Annotated in this window: 12 protein-coding genes and 1 pseudogene; 5 read left to right on the top strand and 8 right to left on the bottom strand. The window is 45.5% G+C overall.

Translation table 11 applies throughout. The features are described from left to right. Positions 1 to 268 precede the first annotated feature (268 nt). Together QT990_RS35835 and QT990_RS21565 are read right to left on the bottom strand one after the other, a co-directional pair. Positions 269 to 5642 (bottom strand): annotated as a pseudogene (locus QT990_RS35835) (AAA family ATPase); the annotation flags it as partial. 267 nt (positions 5643 to 5909) lie between these two features. Beyond that, complete coding sequence (locus tag QT990_RS21565) at positions 5910 to 6896, bottom strand: AEC family transporter (protein ID WP_333142506.1); 987 nt, start codon at positions 6894 to 6896, stop codon at positions 5910 to 5912. A gap of 390 nt (positions 6897 to 7286) precedes the next feature. Between QT990_RS21565 and QT990_RS21560 the strand changes: the two genes are divergently transcribed. Continuing rightward, on the top strand, positions 7287 to 9818 hold the full coding sequence (locus tag QT990_RS21560) for a VWA domain-containing protein (RefSeq protein ID WP_333142505.1): 2532 nt from the start codon (positions 7287 to 7289) through the stop codon (positions 9816 to 9818). Between the two features lie 95 nt (positions 9819 to 9913). Continuing rightward, on the top strand, positions 9914 to 10258 hold the full coding sequence (locus tag QT990_RS21555; RefSeq protein WP_333408780.1) for a hypothetical protein: 345 nt from the start codon (positions 9914 to 9916) through the stop codon (positions 10256 to 10258). Between the two features lie 75 nt (positions 10259 to 10333). Here QT990_RS21555 and QT990_RS21550 read toward each other — a convergent pair whose 3' ends face one another. The 3 genes from QT990_RS21550 to gyrA all read right to left on the bottom strand — a co-directional run bounded on the left by QT990_RS21550 (position 10334) and on the right by gyrA (position 15318). Beyond that, positions 10334 to 11626, bottom strand: coding sequence for a ribonuclease D (locus QT990_RS21550; RefSeq protein ID WP_333408779.1), 1293 nt, complete (start codon positions 11624 to 11626; stop codon positions 10334 to 10336). A gap of 220 nt (positions 11627 to 11846) precedes the next feature. Then, complete coding sequence (locus QT990_RS21545) at positions 11847 to 12500, bottom strand: Uma2 family endonuclease (protein ID WP_333408777.1); 654 nt, start codon at positions 12498 to 12500, stop codon at positions 11847 to 11849. Between the two features lie 121 nt (positions 12501 to 12621). Next, positions 12622 to 15318 (bottom strand): DNA gyrase subunit A, encoded by a 2697-nt coding sequence (gene gyrA, locus QT990_RS21540; RefSeq protein ID WP_333305407.1) that lies wholly within the window; start codon positions 15316 to 15318, stop codon positions 12622 to 12624. A 396-nt stretch (positions 15319 to 15714) separates the two neighbouring features. Between gyrA and QT990_RS21535 the strand changes: the two genes are divergently transcribed. From QT990_RS21535 to QT990_RS21525, 3 genes are all read left to right on the top strand, one after another. Beyond that, complete coding sequence (locus tag QT990_RS21535) at positions 15715 to 16638, top strand: histone deacetylase (protein ID WP_333465727.1); 924 nt, start codon at positions 15715 to 15717, stop codon at positions 16636 to 16638. A gap of 314 nt (positions 16639 to 16952) precedes the next feature. Continuing rightward, positions 16953 to 17141 carry a hypothetical protein gene (locus QT990_RS21530; RefSeq protein ID WP_015175516.1) on the top strand — a complete coding sequence of 63 codons (189 nt, stop codon included), beginning with the start codon at positions 16953 to 16955 and terminating at the stop codon, positions 17139 to 17141. A 614-nt stretch (positions 17142 to 17755) separates the two neighbouring features. Then, positions 17756 to 18778 carry an ATP-binding cassette domain-containing protein gene (locus tag QT990_RS21525; protein ID WP_333465726.1) on the top strand — a complete coding sequence of 341 codons (1023 nt, stop codon included), beginning with the start codon at positions 17756 to 17758 and terminating at the stop codon, positions 18776 to 18778. Between the two features lie 415 nt (positions 18779 to 19193). On the opposite strand, the gene QT990_RS21520 is transcribed toward QT990_RS21525, so the two are convergent. The 3 genes from QT990_RS21520 to QT990_RS21510 form a co-directional block, all read right to left on the bottom strand. Continuing rightward, positions 19194 to 19781, bottom strand: coding sequence for a Uma2 family endonuclease (locus QT990_RS21520; RefSeq protein WP_333465725.1), 588 nt, complete (start codon positions 19779 to 19781; stop codon positions 19194 to 19196). A gap of 178 nt (positions 19782 to 19959) precedes the next feature. After that, positions 19960 to 20850 carry an NB-ARC domain-containing protein gene (locus QT990_RS21515; RefSeq protein WP_333465724.1) on the bottom strand — a complete coding sequence of 297 codons (891 nt, stop codon included), beginning with the start codon at positions 20848 to 20850 and terminating at the stop codon, positions 19960 to 19962. Then, positions 20847 to 21116 (bottom strand): IS1 family transposase (locus tag QT990_RS21510; protein ID WP_333465723.1); only part of this gene is annotated, 270 nt, incomplete at its 5' end. The genes QT990_RS21515 and QT990_RS21510, both read right to left, overlap by 4 nt.

The raw sequence follows: 21116 nt of genomic DNA, 5'->3' as shown, positions 1-21116 counted from the left end.
CTGCTTGCCTAGGTTAGCATAATTGAGATTTTGGCAATCTGGCGCAGGGGCGCTGGAAGTTTGACCCGTGTCCGCAGTTGCGATCGGGGCTGGTATAATGCCCGATTAGTCATTAGTCATTAGTCATTAGTCATTAGTCATTAGTCATTAGTCAACAGTTAACAGTTAACAGTCAACAGTCAACAGTCAACCGTCATCAGTTAACAGTCAACCGTCATCAGTTAACAGTTAACAGTCAACAGTCAACAGTCAACTTTTATGCGCTAATAGGTAACACTATCTCAAATTCACTCCCTCCCCCCAAAGTAGAATTGACATTAATTGTTCCGCCGTGGGTTTCGACTACAATCTGGCGGGCGATCGCCAATCCTAACCCAGTGCCTTTTCCTACTGCCTTCGTTGTGAATAAATGGTCAAAAATCCGCTGTTTTACTGCTTCTGTCATGCCTGCACCGTTATCGGCAATCTGAATTTTGATGTGCCGATCGCCCGACTGACAGGTACGAACTGTGATACAGTGTGGATTTGCTTTAATGGCATCCAAACTGCGTCTTTGGTTTGATTCTTCTAGGGCATCGATCGCGTTAGCAAGCAAGTTCATAAAGACTTGGTTCAGTTGACCGGGAAAGCATTCGATTGGGGGGAGATTGCCGTAGTCTGTGACGACTTCGATCGTGGGATGGTGTTCGTTGGCTTTCAGCCGATGTTTCAAAATTAAGATGGTGCTGTCAATGCCCTCATGGATATTAAACGGAACTTTGTAGTCTTTATCGGCTCTGGAGAAGGTGCGGAGGCTGGTGCTAATGCCGCGAATGCGATCGCACCCGACTTTCATCGACAACAGCATCTTTGGCAAATCTTCTAAGGCATACTCTAAATCAATATCCTCAGCATCTTCTTCAATTTCCTCGCCGGGATTTGGCAGTTTTTCTTGATATAATTTTAAGTGGGCAATCACATCTTTTATCGTGGTCGTTGCTTCCTCAATATTGCCGCTAATAAAGCCGACAGGATTATTAATTTCGTGGGCTATTCCTGTGACTAGATTCCCCAATGTGGACATTTTTTCGCTTTGCACGATCTGTAACTGTGCTTGCTGCAGATCGAGGAGCGATCGCTCTAATTCTTGTGCATAAGCTTGAGATTGTTGGTACAAGCGAGCATTTTCTATAGAGATAGCCGCTTGGGCGCACAAAAGTTGGATGAGATCAGTGCGATCTTCTGTAAATGCACCAATTGTCAAGTTATTTTCTAGATATAGCAACCCGATTAATTTACCCTGATTTAAAATCGGGGTACACAGCACACTTTTGGGCTTTTCGTGGAGCAAATACTGATCCGCAATAAAATCGTTTTGTACTGCTGCATTATCCAAAACCACAGTTTTCCAAGTCCGCTTAACATAGTTGACCACAGCAGAGGGAAACTCGTCGCTGGCTGACAGTGGTACAGATATTGAGATGACATCTTGATTGAAGGAGGCTACAGCTTCGATGGCGAGATTCCCATCCTTAAGCAACAGCAGAACTACTTTTTTTGCCCCGGCATTTTCCATCACCACAGACATCAGGCCAGCCAGCACTTTTTCTAATTTAATTTCACTTGAGAGAGTTTGGGAGGCTTTGAGAATAGCCGCGAAATCGAGGGTTTCGTAAATACTGTTGCTACTCGATCGAATTGTTTGGAATCTTTGAGGTAAAATTGACGATTTATTGATTGGGTGGATGCGGGTTTGGGGGATTACAAAACGATTTTCTCTGGCCTGCAATATGGGAGAAAGAAGTTGGGGATAGCGTTTTTCTAAGTCATCGATTTTGGCTTTCGCACCCCAGCGAGCGTAACAGTAGTAGGCGTCTTGCATATAGGCTTGCGCCATTTTTTCTTTGCCCCAGTCGAGGTAGAATTTAGCTGCTAGTTCGTTAGCGAGGGCTTCTTCTTGGATGTATTCGTTTTCTTTCGCTCCAGAAATGGCACGATCGTACATTTCAATAGCTTCTGCCCTCTGTCTGGCAACTCGGTATTTCTCTGCTTCTACCAACTGCCACTTATGCAAATAATTCATGGGGGCGTGTTCTGCCCAATGCTGCAACTTCCTTTGATTTTCCTGAACTCGTTGCCCCTGCGTTTCTAACTCCAGGGCTGTTTCATTATCCGTAGGGGCCGTGCTACCCCTACTCCCCGTGCCGGCCCTCTTGGTCTGACCTGCCGATCGAATCGTCTAGGTCGGGGGTAGGCACGGGGAGTAGGGGTAGCACTACCCCTACAAAATTCATGTTTTTGGTGAGAATGAAACAGCCCTGTTTCTAACTCCGTCTCGGACTCAGGAGTGGCCAGGGCTATGAGTGAGTCATAGAAATTTGACACTCCCCGACCTAAAAGTGCGAGGATTCTTAATTCAGCGACTAACCTTTAAGTGTTGCGTCATGAAAGGCAATATTCAGACCTTTTAACCGTAGAAAACTACCAATTAACGAGCCTGATTCGCAGCCACCCCAGCGGGTCTATCTCCAAAAGCGTACTAGGATATTTACCTAGAGTTTGGGTATGCCCTACCCTACTTAACAATCCTAAAAGAATAGTTTGTTTTAACTGGTTTAAGGTTTAATTCAACCTCTAGCTGTTTAAAGAGTTTTCGCTGCTCTGCGTCCCCCGGTTTATACCTAAAAGTGTGTCTTAACTGTTTCACGATGGTAAAGGAATTAAACCTTGACTTTTATAGTATATCACAAATATAGGAACTTACTGGACTTGTTGAAAGAAGTTTTAAGAAATTAAAGCCGTCCTAGAAGGACAGGGTTTTAAACCCAAATTTTTGATAAATTTACCTGTAAGGCAGTCACCAGCGCAAACAAAGACGAACCAGCCAGATAACAAGCTGTCGCAATACTTGCCGCCACTTGCATCGTGGCCAGTTTTTGGGCATCCACCATCGCTGGCAGATCGAATAACTCTTCAATAGGTCGATCGCCGATCGAGCTATTAATTTCCTGCACTGCTTGCTGAATATCTTCTGATGTAGGGCTATCGGGCAATTCTACTCCTAATTCTTTGAGACTCAACAAACCGATAGCAATTCCTTCTAAAAACTTGTTCTGGGACGATAATGCCTGAATTTTGACGATGTAAACGCTCACTCGCTCTAGGGGAGTTCTGGTATGATGAATCACAGTGTCAATCCACCGATCCATCCGGTCAAATTCGCCACAGAGTGAAGCCACTTCGGCGGCTATTTCGTGCAAGTTCAAGGTCATCTCGTACTGTCGTTGCCAAGCGCTCTCTCCAAGCAAATTTAGCCCGATCGCAGCATACTCGCGAGCAGCTTGATAAGCAGTAGCGGCTCTGGCTTTGCGGCAAGCCGTGAGGTTTAGTTGTGCCAAATTGTCCCGTTCTGTTTGGTCTTCAATCAGCGCAATACCATAATTCAACTGATTGACAACTGAAAAAATTTGCTCTTCTATAGCTGCGGGTGAAATTTGCTGGATCAGCAATTGTCCAATCTGATAGTGAGCACGATCTCGCTCTTGTTCGGGAATTAAAGAATAGGCGGCTTGCTGAACGCGATCGTGCAAAAACTTGTAATTCACTACCTCCGAATTATCGGTCTCCTCCCGTCTTTCTCGACCAATATAAAACTTATAGATTTCACTTTCAGGCAGGATTAACCCCTCTTGCAAAGCCTTCCACAAATCCGCCGCCGTTTCCGTTTCCAATTGCTCGGAAACAACTGCCAAAGTCCCCAAATCAAACTGATTCCCAACACAAGCAGCCAACTTCAACACATTCTGAGTCGCTGGCGGCAATTTTTGCAACTGCAACGCCATAAACTCGACCACATCATCCGTCAGCGCTGCCTCCCGAACTCGCACAATATCGCACTGCCAGTAACCAGCAAGCCGGTCAAACTCAATCAGCCCATCCTGATGCAGTGCTTTGAGAAACTGCGTTGCAAAAAAGGGATTTCCCTGGGTTTTTTGTGCCACCAACTCCGCCAACGGTATTGCCCAAGATGGATCGCAATTGAGCGTATCAGCAACCAAATGATTTAGGCTTTCGGAACTCAACGGTTCCAGCGTAATAGTATCCACCGTTGCCCCAGCTTTAACCGCTGCATCCAGTGTCAGCATCAACGGATGTGCTGCAAATACTTCATTATCTCGGTAGGCACCAATTACTAATAAATAACCGATTGTCGCATCGGCCACCAGCATTTCCATTAACCGCAGCGAGGCGGTATCTGCCCACTGCAAGTCATCCAAAAACATCACCAGGGGATGTTTGGGTTTTGTGAACACCTTAATAAAGTTTTGGAAAAGCAAATTAAACCGATTTTTTGCCGCATTTCCTGATAATTCTAGTACGGGTGATTGTTTGCCAATAATTTTTTCGAGTTCGGGAATTACTTCAATAATGACTTGTGCGTTATCGCCCAGTGCTTGCAATATTTGAGTTTGCCATTTTTTCAACTCCTCGTCACTTTCGCTCAACTATTGTCCCATTAAGTCGCGAAATGCTTGCACAAAAGCTGAGAAAGGAATGTTGCGGTTAAATTGGTCGAATTTGCCTTTTATAAAATAGCCACGCTGGCGGACAATTGGTTTTTGAACTTCATTCACCACTGCCGTTTTTCCAATCCCAGAAAAACCAGCTACTAGCATCATTTCTGTTGTGCCACTACTGACGCGATCGAAGGCTTCGAGTAGGGTTTCTACTTCTGTTTCGCGACCATAGAGTTTTTCGGGTATAATGAATCGATCGCCCACATCCCTCTGCGCGATCGCAAAACTCTTTATCCTACCGTTTTCTTCAAGTTGCTCCAAACAACATTCTAAATCGAATTTCAGCCCCAACGCACTCTGATAGCGGTCTTCGGCATTTTTCCCCATTAATTTGCTGACAATCTCCGAAAGTACGGGCGGGATTTCAGGATTAATTTCATGCAGTGATGGTGGTTGCTTGGCAATATGACAGTGTACTAATTCCATCACATCGTTGGATTGAAACGGCAATCGTCCCGCCAGCAATTCGTAAAAAGTCACGCCCAAAGAGTAAAAGTCACTGCGGTAGTCAATGCCGCGATTCATCCTTCCCGTTTGTTCGGGAGACAAATAGCCGAGTGTCCCTTCCAGCAGGTTGGGATTCATCAGGGTTTGAGTTTCCCTGGGCAGCAAAGATGCAATACTAAAGTCAATGAGTTTGACTTGTTTTGTTTGGGGATTAATTAAAATATTGGCGGGTTTAATGTCTTTGTGAATTATCCGGTGGCGATAGAGTATATCTAATATATTGCTCAGGTCGATCCCCACTTGCAAAAACTCCATCAGAGACGGCCGAGTTTCCCCTTTTTCCGTCCATTCCTTCAGAGAAATTCCCCCAAAGTCTTCCATTACCAACGCATAGCTGTTGTGGTAGGTTTCTAAGCTGTAGGTTTCGATGATTCCGGGCAAGTTGAGGTTTTTGGCGATCGTGTACTGATTGCGAAATTGCACCAGTTCGCTGAAGCTGGGATACTCGTTCTGCAGGACTTTGATGGCGACGGGCTGTTTATCGTTAGTGCGAAAAGCTCGATAAACTAGGGTGCGAGTTCCTGAGTAAATGCGATCGAGAATGTGATAACCTGTCAATCTAAAATTTATACTTGCCATACTTATATTCTTCCCGTCCTCCACGGGCTATTTCCACATTAGCAGAAGCCCATACAGTTTCCAACTCCCGTGATTGTTATTTTAAATCAATATGAGATATAGCAGTTCTCAATCTTGGTGAGGTCTGCCCTATGCCCTATGCCCTATGCCCTATGCCCTAGATCGGAGAACACCTCATGTTACTGAGAAACGCTATATATCGTTCAATGTTCGTGATGGGGATCACTGAAGTAAGAAACTTTTCAAGCTGAGCAATTCCTATTTTTATTAAAAATTAAATAGCCTCATCCATAGGGGAATAGTGAATAATAAACTAACGCAGCCGAGACCGATCGCAGTTACGGCTAATTCGCGATCGAGATTGAAAGCTTCTGCCAACAATGTAGTACCAAAAGCAGGAGGCATCGCCATTTGCAGCACTAGCACAAGTCGCGGCGCGCCCGCGATCCCCAAAAACGTTAATCCCGTGCCAATTACCAAGGGAACTAACAGCATTTTAATCACGAGACAAGCCAAAACTTGTTTGAGGTTGTGCAAGGAATTCAACTTGCTCAACAGCATCCCGATCGTAATTAAAGCTAAAGTAATTACACTCCAAGCACCTGTTGTTAACAATTCTGCAATTTGTGCCGAAAGCGGCAAGCTGCGCGAGACAAATCCTAAACCAAAAGCCCACAGTGCCGGATTCAGAAAAATTGCCCGCACCGGACCTAACCAACTCTGAGGACGATCGCTTTTGCCGCAGTGAGAAGCAATAGCAACTCCCAGTATATTGATTCCCATGCCAGTGCCTAGCAAGTCGTAAAACAACGCCCAGGCAAAGTGTTCGGAACCTAATAAGGACAAGGTGACGGGAAAGCCTAAAAAACCCGTATTACCCACCATCGTTGCCAATAAGAAGCTGCCTTGAGTGGGCAAACTCCAAGCGCTGGTGTGTTCCGGGCTATTTTGGGCGATCGGATTAAGACTCTTGAAACGTTCCTCGCCGACACCGAAATTTATCAAAATCCCAGCGAGTCCTCCACCTGCTAGAATTGCCGCCCAAGCTATCAGCGGCGCCATCCAAATAGCGCCAGACAAATTAGCGCTGCGGATAAAAGCAACAATGCTCAATGGCGTGCCAAAGAAGAAAAGAAACTTCGCTAAATATGTAGAATAGCTTCTCGGTAGCAGGCGGCCGAGAATGAATCCGAACGCCACCCATCCGATCAGATTTAGATAAAGTTTGAGCAGCGGATTTTCTAAATAAAGCATGATTGGCTAAATCTTTACTAAACGACATATACCAATTTTTTATGAGGCTCCGTAGAATCCGATCACCCCTAGCCAAGGGCGGGCACGGGGGCACCGCCCCTACTAAGGGGGGACAAGATTCCGATCAAAGTCAACCCCTACTCCCCAACAATCAGGGGGATTTAGGGGGATCGAGATATGTGCAACTTCACATTAAATTGGTATTACGCAGATCCACTACTTTTGCCAAAAAAGCCCACATTTACCCTATCGCCGCAGTTTTCCCCGGCATCGCAGGGCTAAATATTAATGATTATTCAGCCTCGCAAATAATTTTCCACACAGGCCTTGACATCCACAGAAGCGCGTGTCATGATTAAGTTGAGGAATAAGTCAACATAGGTGAAAACTATGGCACGGCAAGCAAAACAATCATCTCAAGTCAAACGTTCCAGCAGCCAAGCAGCCTCCAATACTCGCACCAAGTTTACTCTCTACAATTTTGCCGGAAACGCCAAGGCATTCTATCTAGTCGATCGCATAAATTTAGAAAGAAAGCCCGGTGATCTCCCTGAAAAATCCGTGGCTCACAGCATCATCATCATCGACCGTTCCGGCTCAATGTATTATGACTTAGAACCGCTGAAAGAAACCTTAATCAAGCTTTTGACATTAGACGAATACAACAATTACCAGCTAATTGTCAGCCTAATTTCCTACGCTAGCAATCGGGACGTAATTTGTCACTTCCAGCGAATTCCCATTCAAGAAGTGCTGAAGTTTGACTCTCCATACATCAAAGAAATTCAAAAAATCCACACGGCTGGCAGTACCTGCATATCGCAGTCGATGCAACTCGCTAAATCTCTGGTTAAAGCGGGAGAAATGACAGCGATCAATTTGCACACAGACGGCTATGCAAATGACCCCAGTCCCAATTCGGAATCTGCAAAACTAGGGGAAATTTGCGAAGAACTCAAAGACATGGATGTGTTTGCAAACACGATATCCTATGCTTCTGCTGACTTCAAACTTCTCTCCAAAATCGCCAACACATTATCGGGAAATTGCATCCGCGCTGGCGAAGTCAAAATGGTTTATGATGCTCTTTACGACAGCACAAAACTGTTAGGCAGTTCCGTTGCACCGCCGCTGGAAGAACCGTTAATTAAGGAATATGATTATCAAGTTTTTGTTTCCAAAAGTGGCAAGAAAATCAACGGTTCATCGAGCACGCTGAAAATCTGCGGGCTGAAAGCAGACGATCGCGGACTGTTTTACAAATATCAGAAAGTCGCCAAAGATGAGTATGACAAACTAGATGTTCCCGTTGCTCAAACTGATGAGTCGGTGTTTGCTTTTGCGAAAGCTAACCTCGCTGACGGCAATTTAAATACGGCTAAGTATGCGCTGGTGAGTACCTTCGACGCTACTTTGACGGAAAAACACGCTAAAGCTTTGACAAATGCCCAAATAGCGGAGTTTACGGAAGATTTGGAACAGGCTGTTTTTGCGCCTGATGTGTTGAAAAATCATGTAATTGGCGATCGGGTAAAAGTCAGCGAGAAAATTTCCCTGCTGGAGTTAATCAAGATATTGGAGGAAAACAGCAACAGCATCATCATCAACTTGAAACACTTGCAAGAAAATTATCAGCGAAAAGGTTTGAAGCGAATTGAGGGAAAGCGAGACGAAAACGGCAACCTTGTCAAGCCTTGGCTGAAAACTGAATTCTTGGACGGTGGCGAATACATGCAAATGGGTTCATTTGCGATCAATCAAAATACCGCTACCATCAATATGCTGATTACCCGCAAAGCTAAGCTGGTAAAAGTTGAGGATGAAACTTTAATCGCAGAAGTGGCGGGAATTCTAGTTACAGACCTCAATACTTTCAACAATTATACCATTGTCAGCGACGGCGAAGTTAATATTAAGTCGCTGCGAACCAAAATCAGCAGCAAACCAGTGTTTGATTTGCTCAAAAAATGCGGTGTCCTTGAAAAAGACGGTTCGCCCGTGCAAGAATTTGACTTCCGTTCCGAGTACGATATTAAGTTAGAGACTTTGCCCCTGGTGCCTTTTGACGGGCGTTACGGCAGCCTTGACGGAGTGTTTGAGGAACTCGCAGAAATCAAAATTCTCTCTAGCATTCTCTCGGCTCATTTGAAGGAGGAATCTGAGGCTTACACTGCGGAACAATTGGAAGAATTGAAACAGCATTATCTCTCAAAAAGCCTTTACATCAACTTTCCGACGACGACGGAATACACGGAATTAAAAAGTGCGATCGCCAACGGTTCAGTAGATTCGCGAGTCAGCTACAAAATCGACATCGGCAGCAAAAACATCCTCAACTTCGGCAAATTGCACTCTGCCAACAAATTTCTCGATCGCCTTTATGAAGTTTACCACAAAAACACGGGCGAAAAGCTAGCAAAACCGACATTTGACATCACGTTAGATGAGCCTGTTGTCTTCGCACACAAAACCCTGTCATCCCGAACAAAAATCACCAAAGTTGACGACTTGATGAAACTGATTTTCGATGAGTTTTTGGGGTTGGAGGATAACGGAATTGTTAGCGCTACTTTAGCCAAAGTGGGTGCAGATAGTTTGCTGCGGCTTTTGCAAGCGAAATGGCAGGGAGAAGATGTCAAGCGAGACGAGTTTGTCGCTGCTTTAGCTAATGCGAATGAGCGACTGGAAGCTTATGCTGAAAAAGTGTACAGGGAAAAAGTTTCACCGCTGGTTTTCTATATCGGCTCTACCGGACTTATCCCGGATGAAATGGAGGCAAAAGCTGCTACTGCTGAGGAAATTAATTCTAAATACGGCAACTTGCAATTTTCTAAAGATGAGCAAGAGGGGATGTTTTTTGAAGTGGGAGATTGCATTATTAGCGTGTATGCTAAGAATGAGTATTTCACGGTAGGGAAGTAGAAAGTAGGGTGGGCCTTTGCCCACCTTGGTTAAATAGGGCTGATTGAAATGAACTGCAAAGGCGTAGTCGATAGTAACAAATCAGGTCAAAAAATATGGATACACCACCACTCCCACAACCAAAACTCGATCGCACACCGATCACTTTCGATCAATATGCAGCCTACACCCCCCAAAAGCTAGAACTGCGGCATGGTTTCTATGGCTATGGAGGGCAAGACTTGACAGGTTTTTATCTTGCAGTATTGGCAAATATGGGGTTACGGGAAGCTGTTCGTCATGTACCGCTTGCACTATGGCTAGAAGCAATTCAAGAGTTAGCTTTGCAAAATCCTAAACTCAACTTTGATACTGAAACTGGGGAAGTTATGCTTAACAGCTTGAACCGAGGATTGGAAGATTTGCAAGCAGTTGCAGAGTATTTGGAAGAACAAGCTTAGTCGCGGTACACCCAGCAAAAATGAAACGCGATTCGTTTATACTGTAAGGGCGGTATCCCCGTACCCGCCCTCTATTTAAAACGGAATTTCCTCATCTTCATCTTCCACAGTCTTAGCCGTCATCCGCCAACTCGTAATATACTCAATTTGCACATCAATTTTGTTAATCGCATCCCCTAACCGCTTTTGGATGTATTGAGTCAGCGTCACCATAAAATCTAACTCAACTCCCACAGATAGCGCAAGTTTTGCCAAGCTAGCAAAATCTACCTTCAAAATCGAGGAACTGGATAACTTAAAATGGGGAGTATTTTCCTTATTTTGCACCAACATTGCTTTTTTAATGCGCTCTTTCAGATGCTCAACTTCAGAATCCAACAACTTCCATTCAGGCAAAATTTCTTGATACCTTTTCCCCAGCACTGTTAAATCCTCACTCTCCGGTTCCGGCGCAATTTTTTTAGTATATTTCCGCCGTTGCTGTACATTAGAATTTAACCGCCAACTAGCAATATCCTCAACTTCCAAAGATGGATGAGCGATGAGTTGGCCTAACTGTTTTTGAATTTCTTTCGTCAGCGTCACGGGAAAATTTAACTCAATTCCCTCAGTTTGCGTCAGTCTGGCCAGCGTCATAAAATCAACTTTCATCGTTATCGAACTGGAAAGCTCAAAATAAGAACTGTCTTTGAGCTTTTGGGCCAGCATCCCTGCTTTAATGCGTTCTTTCACTTCAGCGATTTCTGAATCTAGCGGCTTCCACCGAGATTCTATTTTCTGATATTTTTCGCCCAAGGCTGTCAAGTTTTCCGTTGCGGGTTCGGGGTAACATTGGGCAAGGATTTCTAGCAGGCGGCGATGCACTCCAGCTAAATAAACCGCGTCCATCTTGGCATATTCTAGCTGCTTTTGGGTGAGGGGACGCTTTGCCCAATCGCCACTTTGTTCTGTTTTATCTACATAAGCAATGCCGCAAAGTGTTTCTATTAAAGTTTTGAGTTGTCGATTAGGTAAGGGCAGAATGTAAGTGGGAATCTTGCTCGCCATTTTTAATGTGCAAGTGACATTTTGAGCGTCGTCATTGCCTAGAAATCGGATGTCATAGCTGGCGTTGTGCAAGACTTTTTCAATATCTGGATTTACCATGATTTGGTTGATGAAATCTTTGGCCAATTCAGGTTTATCCAAGACATCGAGTAGAAAAGTCGCCTCTCCCGTGGAATCTGTGGAGTCAGCTAACACCTGAATCAGAGATAATCTGGGGTTGGATTTATAGTCTGCTATTTCTGTGTCAACCCACAGGATTTTAGCTTGGGCAAATTTAGCTATGATTGCTTTGATGTCGTTTGCTGCTGTTAAATAAGGCATTTTTACAGACTTTTGCTATTAACTTTTTGATTCTATTATGCTATGGCAATTATCGGATCGATTGTCAACGATTCAAGCGCCGGACACGGCATTGCCCTGTCCTGGAAACACGCAAACCTCAGAAACCCGGTTTCTTCCTATATTTCTCGTTTCTGTTCACAAAACTCCTAGAAACCGGGTTTCTAGCCTCCAGTAAAAAAAAAGAATGCAGTCGATCGCACTATTGAGGATTCCCGCGAACTTCCTCTAAAAACCAGTTGCCTACTTCTGTATTGTCCGTCTGGCGACTGCGGCGCAAACCTTCCTCTAATAAAGCAACTTTTAGCCCCGGCAAAACTTGAGATTCCGTCAGACGTTCGCTTCCCCGGTTAGCAATTATTTTGAAAGCAATAACTTGCGCTTTTTGTACGTCTACTACCCAATATTCCGACACTCCTAATTCTTCATAAATCATTCTTTTTGTCCCCAAATCGTCAACGAGAGAACTGTCGGCAATTTCAATTGCTAAATCTGGGGAAACTAGGCTATCTAAATTCACTACAGAACTGCCGCGAGGTGCCGTTTGTACCCGGTCTCCGATGTAGTAAGAAGCATCAGGTTGAGCGCCTCTGACACCTGTTTTGGCGTAGCTACAGTTGACCAGCAGTCTCATTTTTATACCTTTAGCAATGCCAAATAAATTGATTAAGATGACGATAATTCCGTTGTCATCCGCATGATCGGCCCCGACTGCTGCCATTTCAATCCTCAACTGTCCGTTGTAGTAGTAGCATTTTGCTCGATCGTACTCCGGCTGTTTAATAATTTCTATATATTCATCCCAAGTCGCTGTAACCCAGGTATCAGTTAGTAGTTTGGTTTGGAGTTGACTCATTATTACCTCACCGGAAAAAATCTTTGACTTTTGAGGGAAAACTTCTGAGTAGGGACGATCGCATTTTTACCATTCAGCAGTAAGGTACGCAGCGCGCACCTTACAAACTATTAACCTAGGACTATTCTGCCACTTCCTCAGATTCCGATTCTTCTGCCGATTCTTCACCAGCAGGCGGCACTAAAGCCACAGCTACGATCGAATCATCCTCATCTAACCGCTGCACCCGCACACCCGTTGCTGTGCGCGATTGAGTAGAAATTGCACTCACAGCCTGACGGATAATAATACCTCGGTTGGTAATGATCATCAATTCGTCATCTTCGTTGACAATTCGCAGCGCAGCTACCTGATCCTTACCCTTTTTAGATTTGAATTTAGTAGCCGTCAATCCCTTGCCAGCCCGTCTTTGTAGGCGGAATTGAGAAACAGGAACCCGCTTCCCGTAGCCGTTGGTGGTGATTACCAACACCGAAGGAACTTCGCTGCTAACTGTCGAAATTTCTTCGACATCTTCGCCTTCAATTTCCTCGGCTTGCAATTCTAATTCTTCATCTTCCGTTTCCAATTCAGCACTTTCTGCCCCTTCAAATTCCGCTTCGTCCGTTTCTAATTGAGCAATATTAGCTCCCTCAAATTCCGAGTCTTCAGTTTCCAAGTCAGCAATTTCGGCAACAATTGAACTCGGCAAAATGTCCATGCTGATCAACTCATCGCCCGATCGCAATTTCATTGATTTTACACCCCGTGTGGCGCGGCCGACTGGGCGCAACTGTTCGTGATTGGTGCGGAAATGAATTGCCATGCCTTGGCGCGTACCGATGATGATGCTATCGCCAACTTTTGCTCTCCGTACCCAGCGCAATTGGTCGCCTTCTTCTAGAGAAATGGCGATTAATCCATTAGTGCGGATGTTGCCAAAAGCGGAAAGTGCGGTTTTCTTAATGTAGCCGCCGCGAGTCAGCATGACCAAGTATTCTTCGCTGGTGAATTCTGTGACTGACACCATAGAAGTGATTTTTTCTTCTATAGGAATCGGCAGCAGTTGCACTACGGGAGTGCCGCGGGCTGTCCGGGAACAGACGGGGATTTGATAAGCTTTGACAGAGTAAACTACGCCCCTGTCGCTGAAGAACAAAACGCTATCGTGATCGCAGCAGGAAAGGAAATGTTCTACTCCATCGTCTTCTTTCATTTTCGCGCCTGCTTTGCCGCGAGTAGCGCGACTTTGGGCCTCGAAAGTGCTGACAGGCATCCGCTTGATGTAGCCTTGCTCTGTGATCAGAATAATTGCTTGTTCGTTGGCAATTAAATCTCTTTCATCGATTTCTCCTTCGGCGTGTTCGATGACGCTGCGCCTAGGAGTAGCGATTTTGGTTTGGATTTCGACTGCTTCAAATTCGGCGATTTCTAAGATGCGTTCCCGCCGCGCTAAGATATCTTCCAAATCGGAGATTTTTGCTCGCAATTCTTCGTGTTCTTGCTGAATTTTTTGCGCTTCTAATGCTGTCAAACGCCGGAGCTGCATTTGCAGAATTGCATCGGATTGCTGTTCCGAAAGACCGTAATTATCCATCAATTCCTGTTTGGCTGCTGCGGAGTCGGCAGCGGCGCGAATTAGGTGAATAATTGCATCTAAGTTGTCTAGGGCAATTAATAAGCCTTGCAGAAGGTGGTCGCGTTCTTCTGCTTTGCGGAGCTCATATTGAGTCCGGCGAGTAATTGTCTCAATGCGGAAATCTAGGAAGACATTGAGGAATTGGGAGAGCGTAAGTAGTTGGGGTTCCCCATTTACTAGCGCTAACATATTGGCTCCAAAGTTGGCTTGGAGGGGTGTTTGTTTATAGAGGTTGTTGAGGACGACGCGGGGATAGGCGTCGCGCTTGAGTTCGATCACGATCCGCATTCCGTCTCTATCGCTTTCGTCGCGAATGTCGGAAATTCCATCTAATCTTTTGTCGTTGACAAGTTCGGCAATTTTCTCAATTAGGGCTGCCTTGTTTGTTTGGTAAGGCAATTCGGTGATAATAATTGCTTCTTTGTCGGGGCGGCCGGGATGTTCGATGGTTTCAATGCCGGCGACTCCGCGCATTGTAATCGAACCGCGCCCGGTGGTGTAAGCATCGCGAATGCCGCCTCTGCCGAGAATTTGCCCTCCGGTGGGAAAGTCCGGGCCGGGGATGTACTGCATCAATTCCAGGTCGGTAATTCCTGGGTTGTGGATTAGTGCTACTAAACCGTCAATTATTTCGCCTAAATTGTGCGGCGGAATGTTGGTGGCCATCCCCACAGCAATCCCGGAGGAACCGTTGAGCAAAATTTGGGGGATGCGTGCCGGGAGTACGAGGGGTTCTTGCTGGGAACCGTCGAAGTTGTCGCCGAAATCAACTGTTTCCGAGTCGATGTCGCGCAGCATGGAGTCGCTAGTGAGAGCTGTCAGGCGACACTCGGTGTAACGCATTGCAGCGGGCGGGTCGTTGTCAACGGAGCCGAAGTTGCCGTGGCCGTTGATCAGGCGTTCCCGCATGGAGAAATCCTGAGCCATCCGCACCAGGGCGTCGTAAACCGCTGTATCTCCGTGCGGGTGATACTTGCCCAGCACCTCCCCCACGACGCGGGCGCATTTGCGGAAAGGTCGATCGGGAGTCAAGCCCAATTCGTTCATGGCGTAGAGAATGCGTCGGTGAACGGGCTTGAGACCGTCCCTGGCATCTGGTAGCGCCCGACCGACAATTACGCTCATGGCGTATTCCAAGTACGATCGGGACATCTCATTACCCAGATCCGTCGGGATTATCCGCGACTCAGAGGTGCTCATAGGTTGAAAAACTCCGTTAAAAATTTAAATTTGACGGCTATAAATCTCAAAAATGCGATAAAATCGGTTTGGATTCAGTAGACCTGCCAAATATTGCAAATTACTCCTGAAATTATATCACAATTTGCCTTGGAATTTATGGGAAAGTTGCCAGAAAATTTAAGGGACGAAACAAGCACAATTGATAATTTGTCAGTTGGTGATTTTGTCAGCAGTTGGCAAAAGCTAGAAAGTTTTTTTTAGGCGGTCGCTTTTCATGCTTTCGTGAGTTTTTTTGACGACCATATAAGAAATTAAAATGGTTACTCGATCGAAATTTTAATTTCACAAAACCGAAGGCATTCTTAAAGCCAACTAAAAATCTAAAATCTAAAATCTAAAATCTAAAATCAGCCGATGCTACCCGTCATCTACTCCGAAGATTTCTTGCTGCACAAGACTGGAATGCTTCACCCAGAGCGACCAGAACGTTTAACGGCGATCGTCAATGCTCTGAAAGCTGCCCCTTGGGCGGATCAAATTGAATGGCAACTGCCCACCCCAGTGGCGCAGCGCGAACAACAACTGTTCTCGGCTATCAAAAAAGTTCACTCGCAAAGATACATCAAAGAAATCGAACATTTGGCTCATCGGGGAGGCGGCTACCTCGACGGTGATACGCCGATTTCTGCTGAAAGTTACGATGTAGCGCTGCTAGCGGCGAGTGCTTGGCTCGATGGGGTCGATCGAGTGGTGGCTGCGGGGGAACCGGCTTTTGTGCTGGCCAGGCCGCCGGGACACCACGCCGAAAAAGCCCGCGCGATGGGTTTTTGCTTGTTTTCCAATGCTGCGATCGCCGCTCACTACGCCCTCGAACAGCCGGGAATCAACCGCGTCGCTGTCCTCGACTGGGACGTGCATCACGGCAACGGCACTCAATCTTTGGTGGAAAACTGCCGGCAAATTGCCTACTGTTCCCTGCACCAATCTCCGTGCTATCCGGGAACGGGAGATGCCGAGGAGCGCGGTGCTTACGACAACGTGCTGAACATTCCCCTGTATCCCGGCAGTGGCATAGCTGAATACCTGAGCGCCTTTGAATCTCTTGTCGTGCCTTTTTTGTCCAAATTTGAACCGGATTTGTTGATTGTCAGCGCCGGTTATGACGCTACTGCGTCCGATCCGCTGGCGAGCATGACTCTGATGCCGTCAGATTTCGGTACTTTCACCGGATACTGCCTGCAACTCACCCGCCGCATAGCTTTTGGTTTGGAGGGGGGTTACGCACTGAAAGATTTGGCTGAGTCGGTTGTGGCGACTATTGACCGATGCCTCAATTAGCTGGAAAATTGGCATAGGGGAAAATGAGGTTGAGAACCCATGAGGACGAGATGGAGAGTTTTTGAGGGCGATCGCGCTGCAAGGGTCTTTTTCCCTCTGACTTCTGACTTCTTCCTTCTGACTTTAGTGACAAGCATCACAAATTTAAGAGATCCAAGTCACTGCCGATCAAAGTCTCGGTCACAGATTTTTAGCCGAAAAATCACACCGTGTCAATGTTTTCGATCGCCTTTGAAGTCGCTCCCAGAGTGCATAATACAAATACAACAAGCCTGTTAAAATTTTATCTGTCTCAATCAACTAGGAGGTTTATCATGTCAGTATCCCAAATGACACTCGAAGAGTTATTTGGTCAGGTCATGTTCTCCAGCGTCGTGACTCGCCACGACCGGAGACAGCTCAGATCGGCACTCTTAGAAAGAACACTGAATGAAGATGAGTATGCCATCATCAACCGACTGCTGTACAACGTTCGCCGCGGTTGGGTAAAAATTGTCGATTAAAGAGGTGGCAGCCACTCCCTTTAGGGGAGTTAATACCATTTTCGATTTTCGATTTTCGATTTTCGATTAATTTTCGATTAAAGAGTTGGTGATTACTGATAACTATCGGGGTTGAGATCGCGGGCCTACAGTTACATTTTTTGGGAACTCGTTACAAGTAGAACTTGCCAATTCGGGAAGTTTTTTGTGTTTAATAGTTGGCTCGAAAGTGTGATGTGTTTGACCAGTGTGTTAATTATCAAAATCTCGCTACACATCAGCCTATAGGTAGAGATAATTATAAAATAACAGGTTTCGGGTGCATCTCTACTTGTTGAACAATTGTGAGTTTTGAGTTACTAACTGAAAAGTTATAATTAACTCAAAACTCATAATTTTTTGGAGGTAAGATTGGAGATTGGAGAGTGGGAAAACTGATGAATATCAGGGTTGAGAACCGCTATAAAGTTAATATTTTATAAACGGGTATTAAAAATCAAAACTAGAATCTGTTTCCGGTTGAGGAGGATTGTGCGATCGTACAAGCACACCGAGTCGCATTGGTCGATCGACCATTCCGGCAATTTGAGCTCAGAAGTGTCAAAATATTAACAACCAGTTCATCCCCAAAATATATGGCTCCCGCCGTTTTAATTGAAAATCTTCAGAAACGCTACGGCACTGTAGAAGCCGTTAAAGATGTTTCCTTCAAGGTAGAACCGGGGGAAATATTTGGTTTGCTAGGCCCCAACGGTGCAGGCAAAACCACAACCCTGCGGGTACTTTGTACTTTGAGTGCGCCCGATAGCGGACGCATTGAAGTGTCTGGCATTTCTGCTGTCAGCCAGCCGAGAATTGCCAGACAAAGACTAGGCTATGTCGCCCAAGAAGTGGCTCTCGATAAGGTGCTGACGGGGCGGGAACTCCTGCAACTGCAAGCAGCGCTTTACCATTTGCCGCGCCCTACGATTAAAGGGCGGATTGACAAAATGGTGAAACTCCTCGGTTTGGAGGAGTGGGAAAATAAAAAGACGGGCACTTATTCCGGCGGTATCCGCAAACGCCTCGACTTAGCTGCTGGGTTGCTTCACCAGCCGGATGTTTTGGTGTTAGACGAACCGACTGTCGGGCTGGATATTGAAAGCCGGGTGGTAGTGTGGGATTTCCTGCGCCGGTTGCGGGAGGAAGGTACGACGGTTTTGATTACGAGTCACTATCTCGAAGAAGTTGACGCTTTGGCCGATCGCGTGGCGATTATTGACAAGGGTACGGTAATTGCACAGGGCACGCCGGAGGAGTTGAAAAATCGGGTTGGGGGCGATCGGGTGACTCTGCGGATTCGGGAGTTTTCGCCGATCGAAGAAGCTGAAAAAGCTAAAAATCTGATGCAATCGCTGCCTTTTGTGCAGGAAGTAATTGTCAACACGGCTCAAGGAAATTCTCTCAATTTAGTAGTAACACCGCAAAGCGATGCGCTGGTGACTATTCAGCAAGCTTTGAAAGATGCGGGATTGCCTACTTTTGGGATTGCTCAATCTCGGCCGAGTTTGGATGATGTGTATTTGGCTGCGACTGGTAAGACGCTGTTGGATGCGGAGTTGGCTGCTGCTAGCAACCGCGATTTGAAGGCTGAGCAAAAACAGGCGATGCGATCGTAGTTTGAGGGAAGGGAAAAGTTCGTCAGAAACAGGCAAGATGCCTGTTCCACAAAGAGTTAATTTTATTGTGGAACAGGCATCTTGCCTGTTCAAGACTACGTTTTTTGGAGATGTCTGAAGCTCAGCGCGCGGGGTTAGAAACCCGGTTTCTTCACAGATTTCTCGTCGCCAAACCAGATTTTCCTCAGAAACCGGGTTTCTTTGGGCTTAGTCCTATATTATCGCGAGCAATTAGCCGATTCCGTCCATCAGCGTTTGTTAGGCATTCAACCCGATCTGGGCGTTGTGCGATCGCGCTTGTTAGCCCAAAAACAATCTTGTTTACTGAACCCGGTTTGTAAGGTGCGTCGCTGTGAGATGGTCGCTCTTTTTGAGGGTTTTTGATAGCGACGCACCCTACAGCAACTGTCAACTGCTATACATCCAAGATTTGTTCTGCTGTCAATGCTAATTCGGGAAAAGTTCGAGATATAATGCGATCGCTCCCTCGGTAAGCAGTCATTTGATAAACCCCATTTTCATCGAGCAGGTAAACAAAAACAGTCGGCTCTTTCGGGTTGCCCAAATCGTTTCTGCTACCCAAAGCTAAATAATCGACAATCCAATATTCAGAAATTCCCAGCCGCTGATATTCATCCAGCTTGTCGATATAATCATCTTCCCAATTTGTTGAGACAACTTCTACAACTAATTGTGGTGGTTCAGTTAGTGCTGAATAGGCGAAGGGCTGCGATTCCCAGAGGGTTTTGTCTACTACTGTAACATCAGGATGGCGGCCTTGTTCTTTACCATTCGGGGTTAATGTCCTGACTACAATTCGGCCAGATACCCTGTAATTCAGGTGGAGTCTTTTTACCTCGTCTTGGAACGTATTTTCAAGGAAATCAGCTACATTTTCGTGCAGTCTTATTGTTGGTAAGATTTGGACAATTTCTCCATTAACCAGTTCATAACGTCCGTCTTCATCTGGAAGTTGCTTGATGAATCGATCGAAAGTGAGCATTAGTTTAGGTTGGGTAGGAGTTGCGATAGTGGTTTGCTCTCATTTAGCTAGATTAGGACTTACGCATGGTGGCCCAGAAACCGGGTTTTTTTACGAAATACTTAGTTACATACCGTAAATTAGGTAAAAAACCCGGTTTCTTTAATCGGAGCGTGTCCCGGACTATAGATATTTAAGACTATTCTGCCACCATTTTAACATACTGTTTTAACACAGGTGCAATCCTGAAAACGATTTCAGCTTCACCGCTCAATTTTTCGATCATTCCCCGTCTGGCTAAAGATTGAATTGCTTTACATAATTCGCCCTGCGAACCTTGACATTTTGCCAAAAATTGAGTAAAGGAAACAGGTTCGATTTCATTACTAAGTTGCGAAATAGCCTGTTTTTCTATTTCCGACAACCGCTGATAGTGCTGCTGCAATATCGGTGTCAATTCATCGCTTAAAAATACTGGTTGATAGCTTAAATATTGAGAGACTCTACCGCCAAATAAGTTGTTAATGGTTTGAGCGACTAATTTTAACCACAGGGGATTACCTTGATAAAGGTTAATCAATTCTTGCCAGGCTTCTTCATCCAACAAACCCTTTTGTCTAAGAATTTCTGTGGCGGCTTCACCTAAACCAGTTAACTGTAATAAACATACTGCTGAATTATCGTCGGTGAATGTGAGGATGTCTGAGGGTGGTTCCCAACTATTGAGGATTAAGCAGCTATTGTGGGGAAGTTCGCCGATGAGTTTAAATAGGGTTCCGTAGTTTTCATATCCGGGTTTGTAATTTCCTGCAAGTTGCCCGCTGCTGAGAATTTGCTGCACGTCATCGAGGATGATGAGACAGCGATTGTCTCGCAATGTTTCTATTAGGATTGACAACTGAGCATCGATGTTGGCGGAAAAGTTAATATCTGTGCGATCGGATAGAAATTGAATCAGGTTTTTGAGGGTTGTTTCGAGGGGTGGGGAGGTGCGGAGACTGAGCCAGATGATGCGATCGAATTGAGTTTGAATTTGGGGGATGAGGTTACGGGCGATCGCACTTTTGCCGGTGCGGCGTTGCTGAATCAAGGTATGAATACCCCAGGAATGGGAATATCGTCAAACTTCAAGTAATGTATTAATAACTTAATAGAATGCTTGAGCATTTCCTCACATTTAGAATAACAAAGAGTCTTACGATGTAGCCGAGCCAAATAATGTCTTAGTCTGGTATTTTCCCCTTCTACTCGGGTCATATAAGTCTTGCTAATAATCTGATCCCCATCAGGAATAAACATGGGATATACAGACCATCCATCAGTTACATAAAAATAGCATTTCCATGCACTTACTTG

The sequence above is a fragment of the Microcoleus sp. T3_B1 genome (assembly GCF_036700445.1).
Classification (GTDB): Bacteria; Cyanobacteriota; Cyanobacteriia; order Cyanobacteriales; family Microcoleaceae; genus Microcoleus.
The sequence above is the reverse complement of the archived record's forward strand: the minus strand, read 5'-3'. Positions and strand labels throughout refer to the sequence as shown.

Coding starts and splice junctions, on each gene's coding strand:
- QT990_RS21530 (WP_015175516.1), top strand. CDS start 16,953: ATGTCAGTATCCCAAATGACACTCGAAGAGTTATTTGGTCAGGTCATG.
- QT990_RS21550 (WP_333408779.1), bottom strand. CDS start 11,626: ATGCCTTATTTAACAGCAGCAAACGACATCAAAGCAATCATAGCTAAA.
- QT990_RS21525 (WP_333465726.1), top strand. CDS start 17,756: ATGGCTCCCGCCGTTTTAATTGAAAATCTTCAGAAACGCTACGGCACT.
- QT990_RS21535 (WP_333465727.1), top strand. CDS start 15,715: ATGCTACCCGTCATCTACTCCGAAGATTTCTTGCTGCACAAGACTGGA.
- QT990_RS21560 (WP_333142505.1), top strand. CDS start 7,287: ATGGCACGGCAAGCAAAACAATCATCTCAAGTCAAACGTTCCAGCAGC.
- QT990_RS21545 (WP_333408777.1), bottom strand. CDS start 12,500: ATGAGTCAACTCCAAACCAAACTACTAACTGATACCTGGGTTACAGCG.
- gyrA (WP_333305407.1), bottom strand. CDS start 15,318: ATGAGCACCTCTGAGTCGCGGATAATCCCGACGGATCTGGGTAATGAG.
- QT990_RS21565 (WP_333142506.1), bottom strand. CDS start 6,896: ATGCTTTATTTAGAAAATCCGCTGCTCAAACTTTATCTAAATCTGATC.
- QT990_RS21520 (WP_333465725.1), bottom strand. CDS start 19,781: ATGCTCACTTTCGATCGATTCATCAAGCAACTTCCAGATGAAGACGGA.
- QT990_RS21555 (WP_333408780.1), top strand. CDS start 9,914: ATGGATACACCACCACTCCCACAACCAAAACTCGATCGCACACCGATC.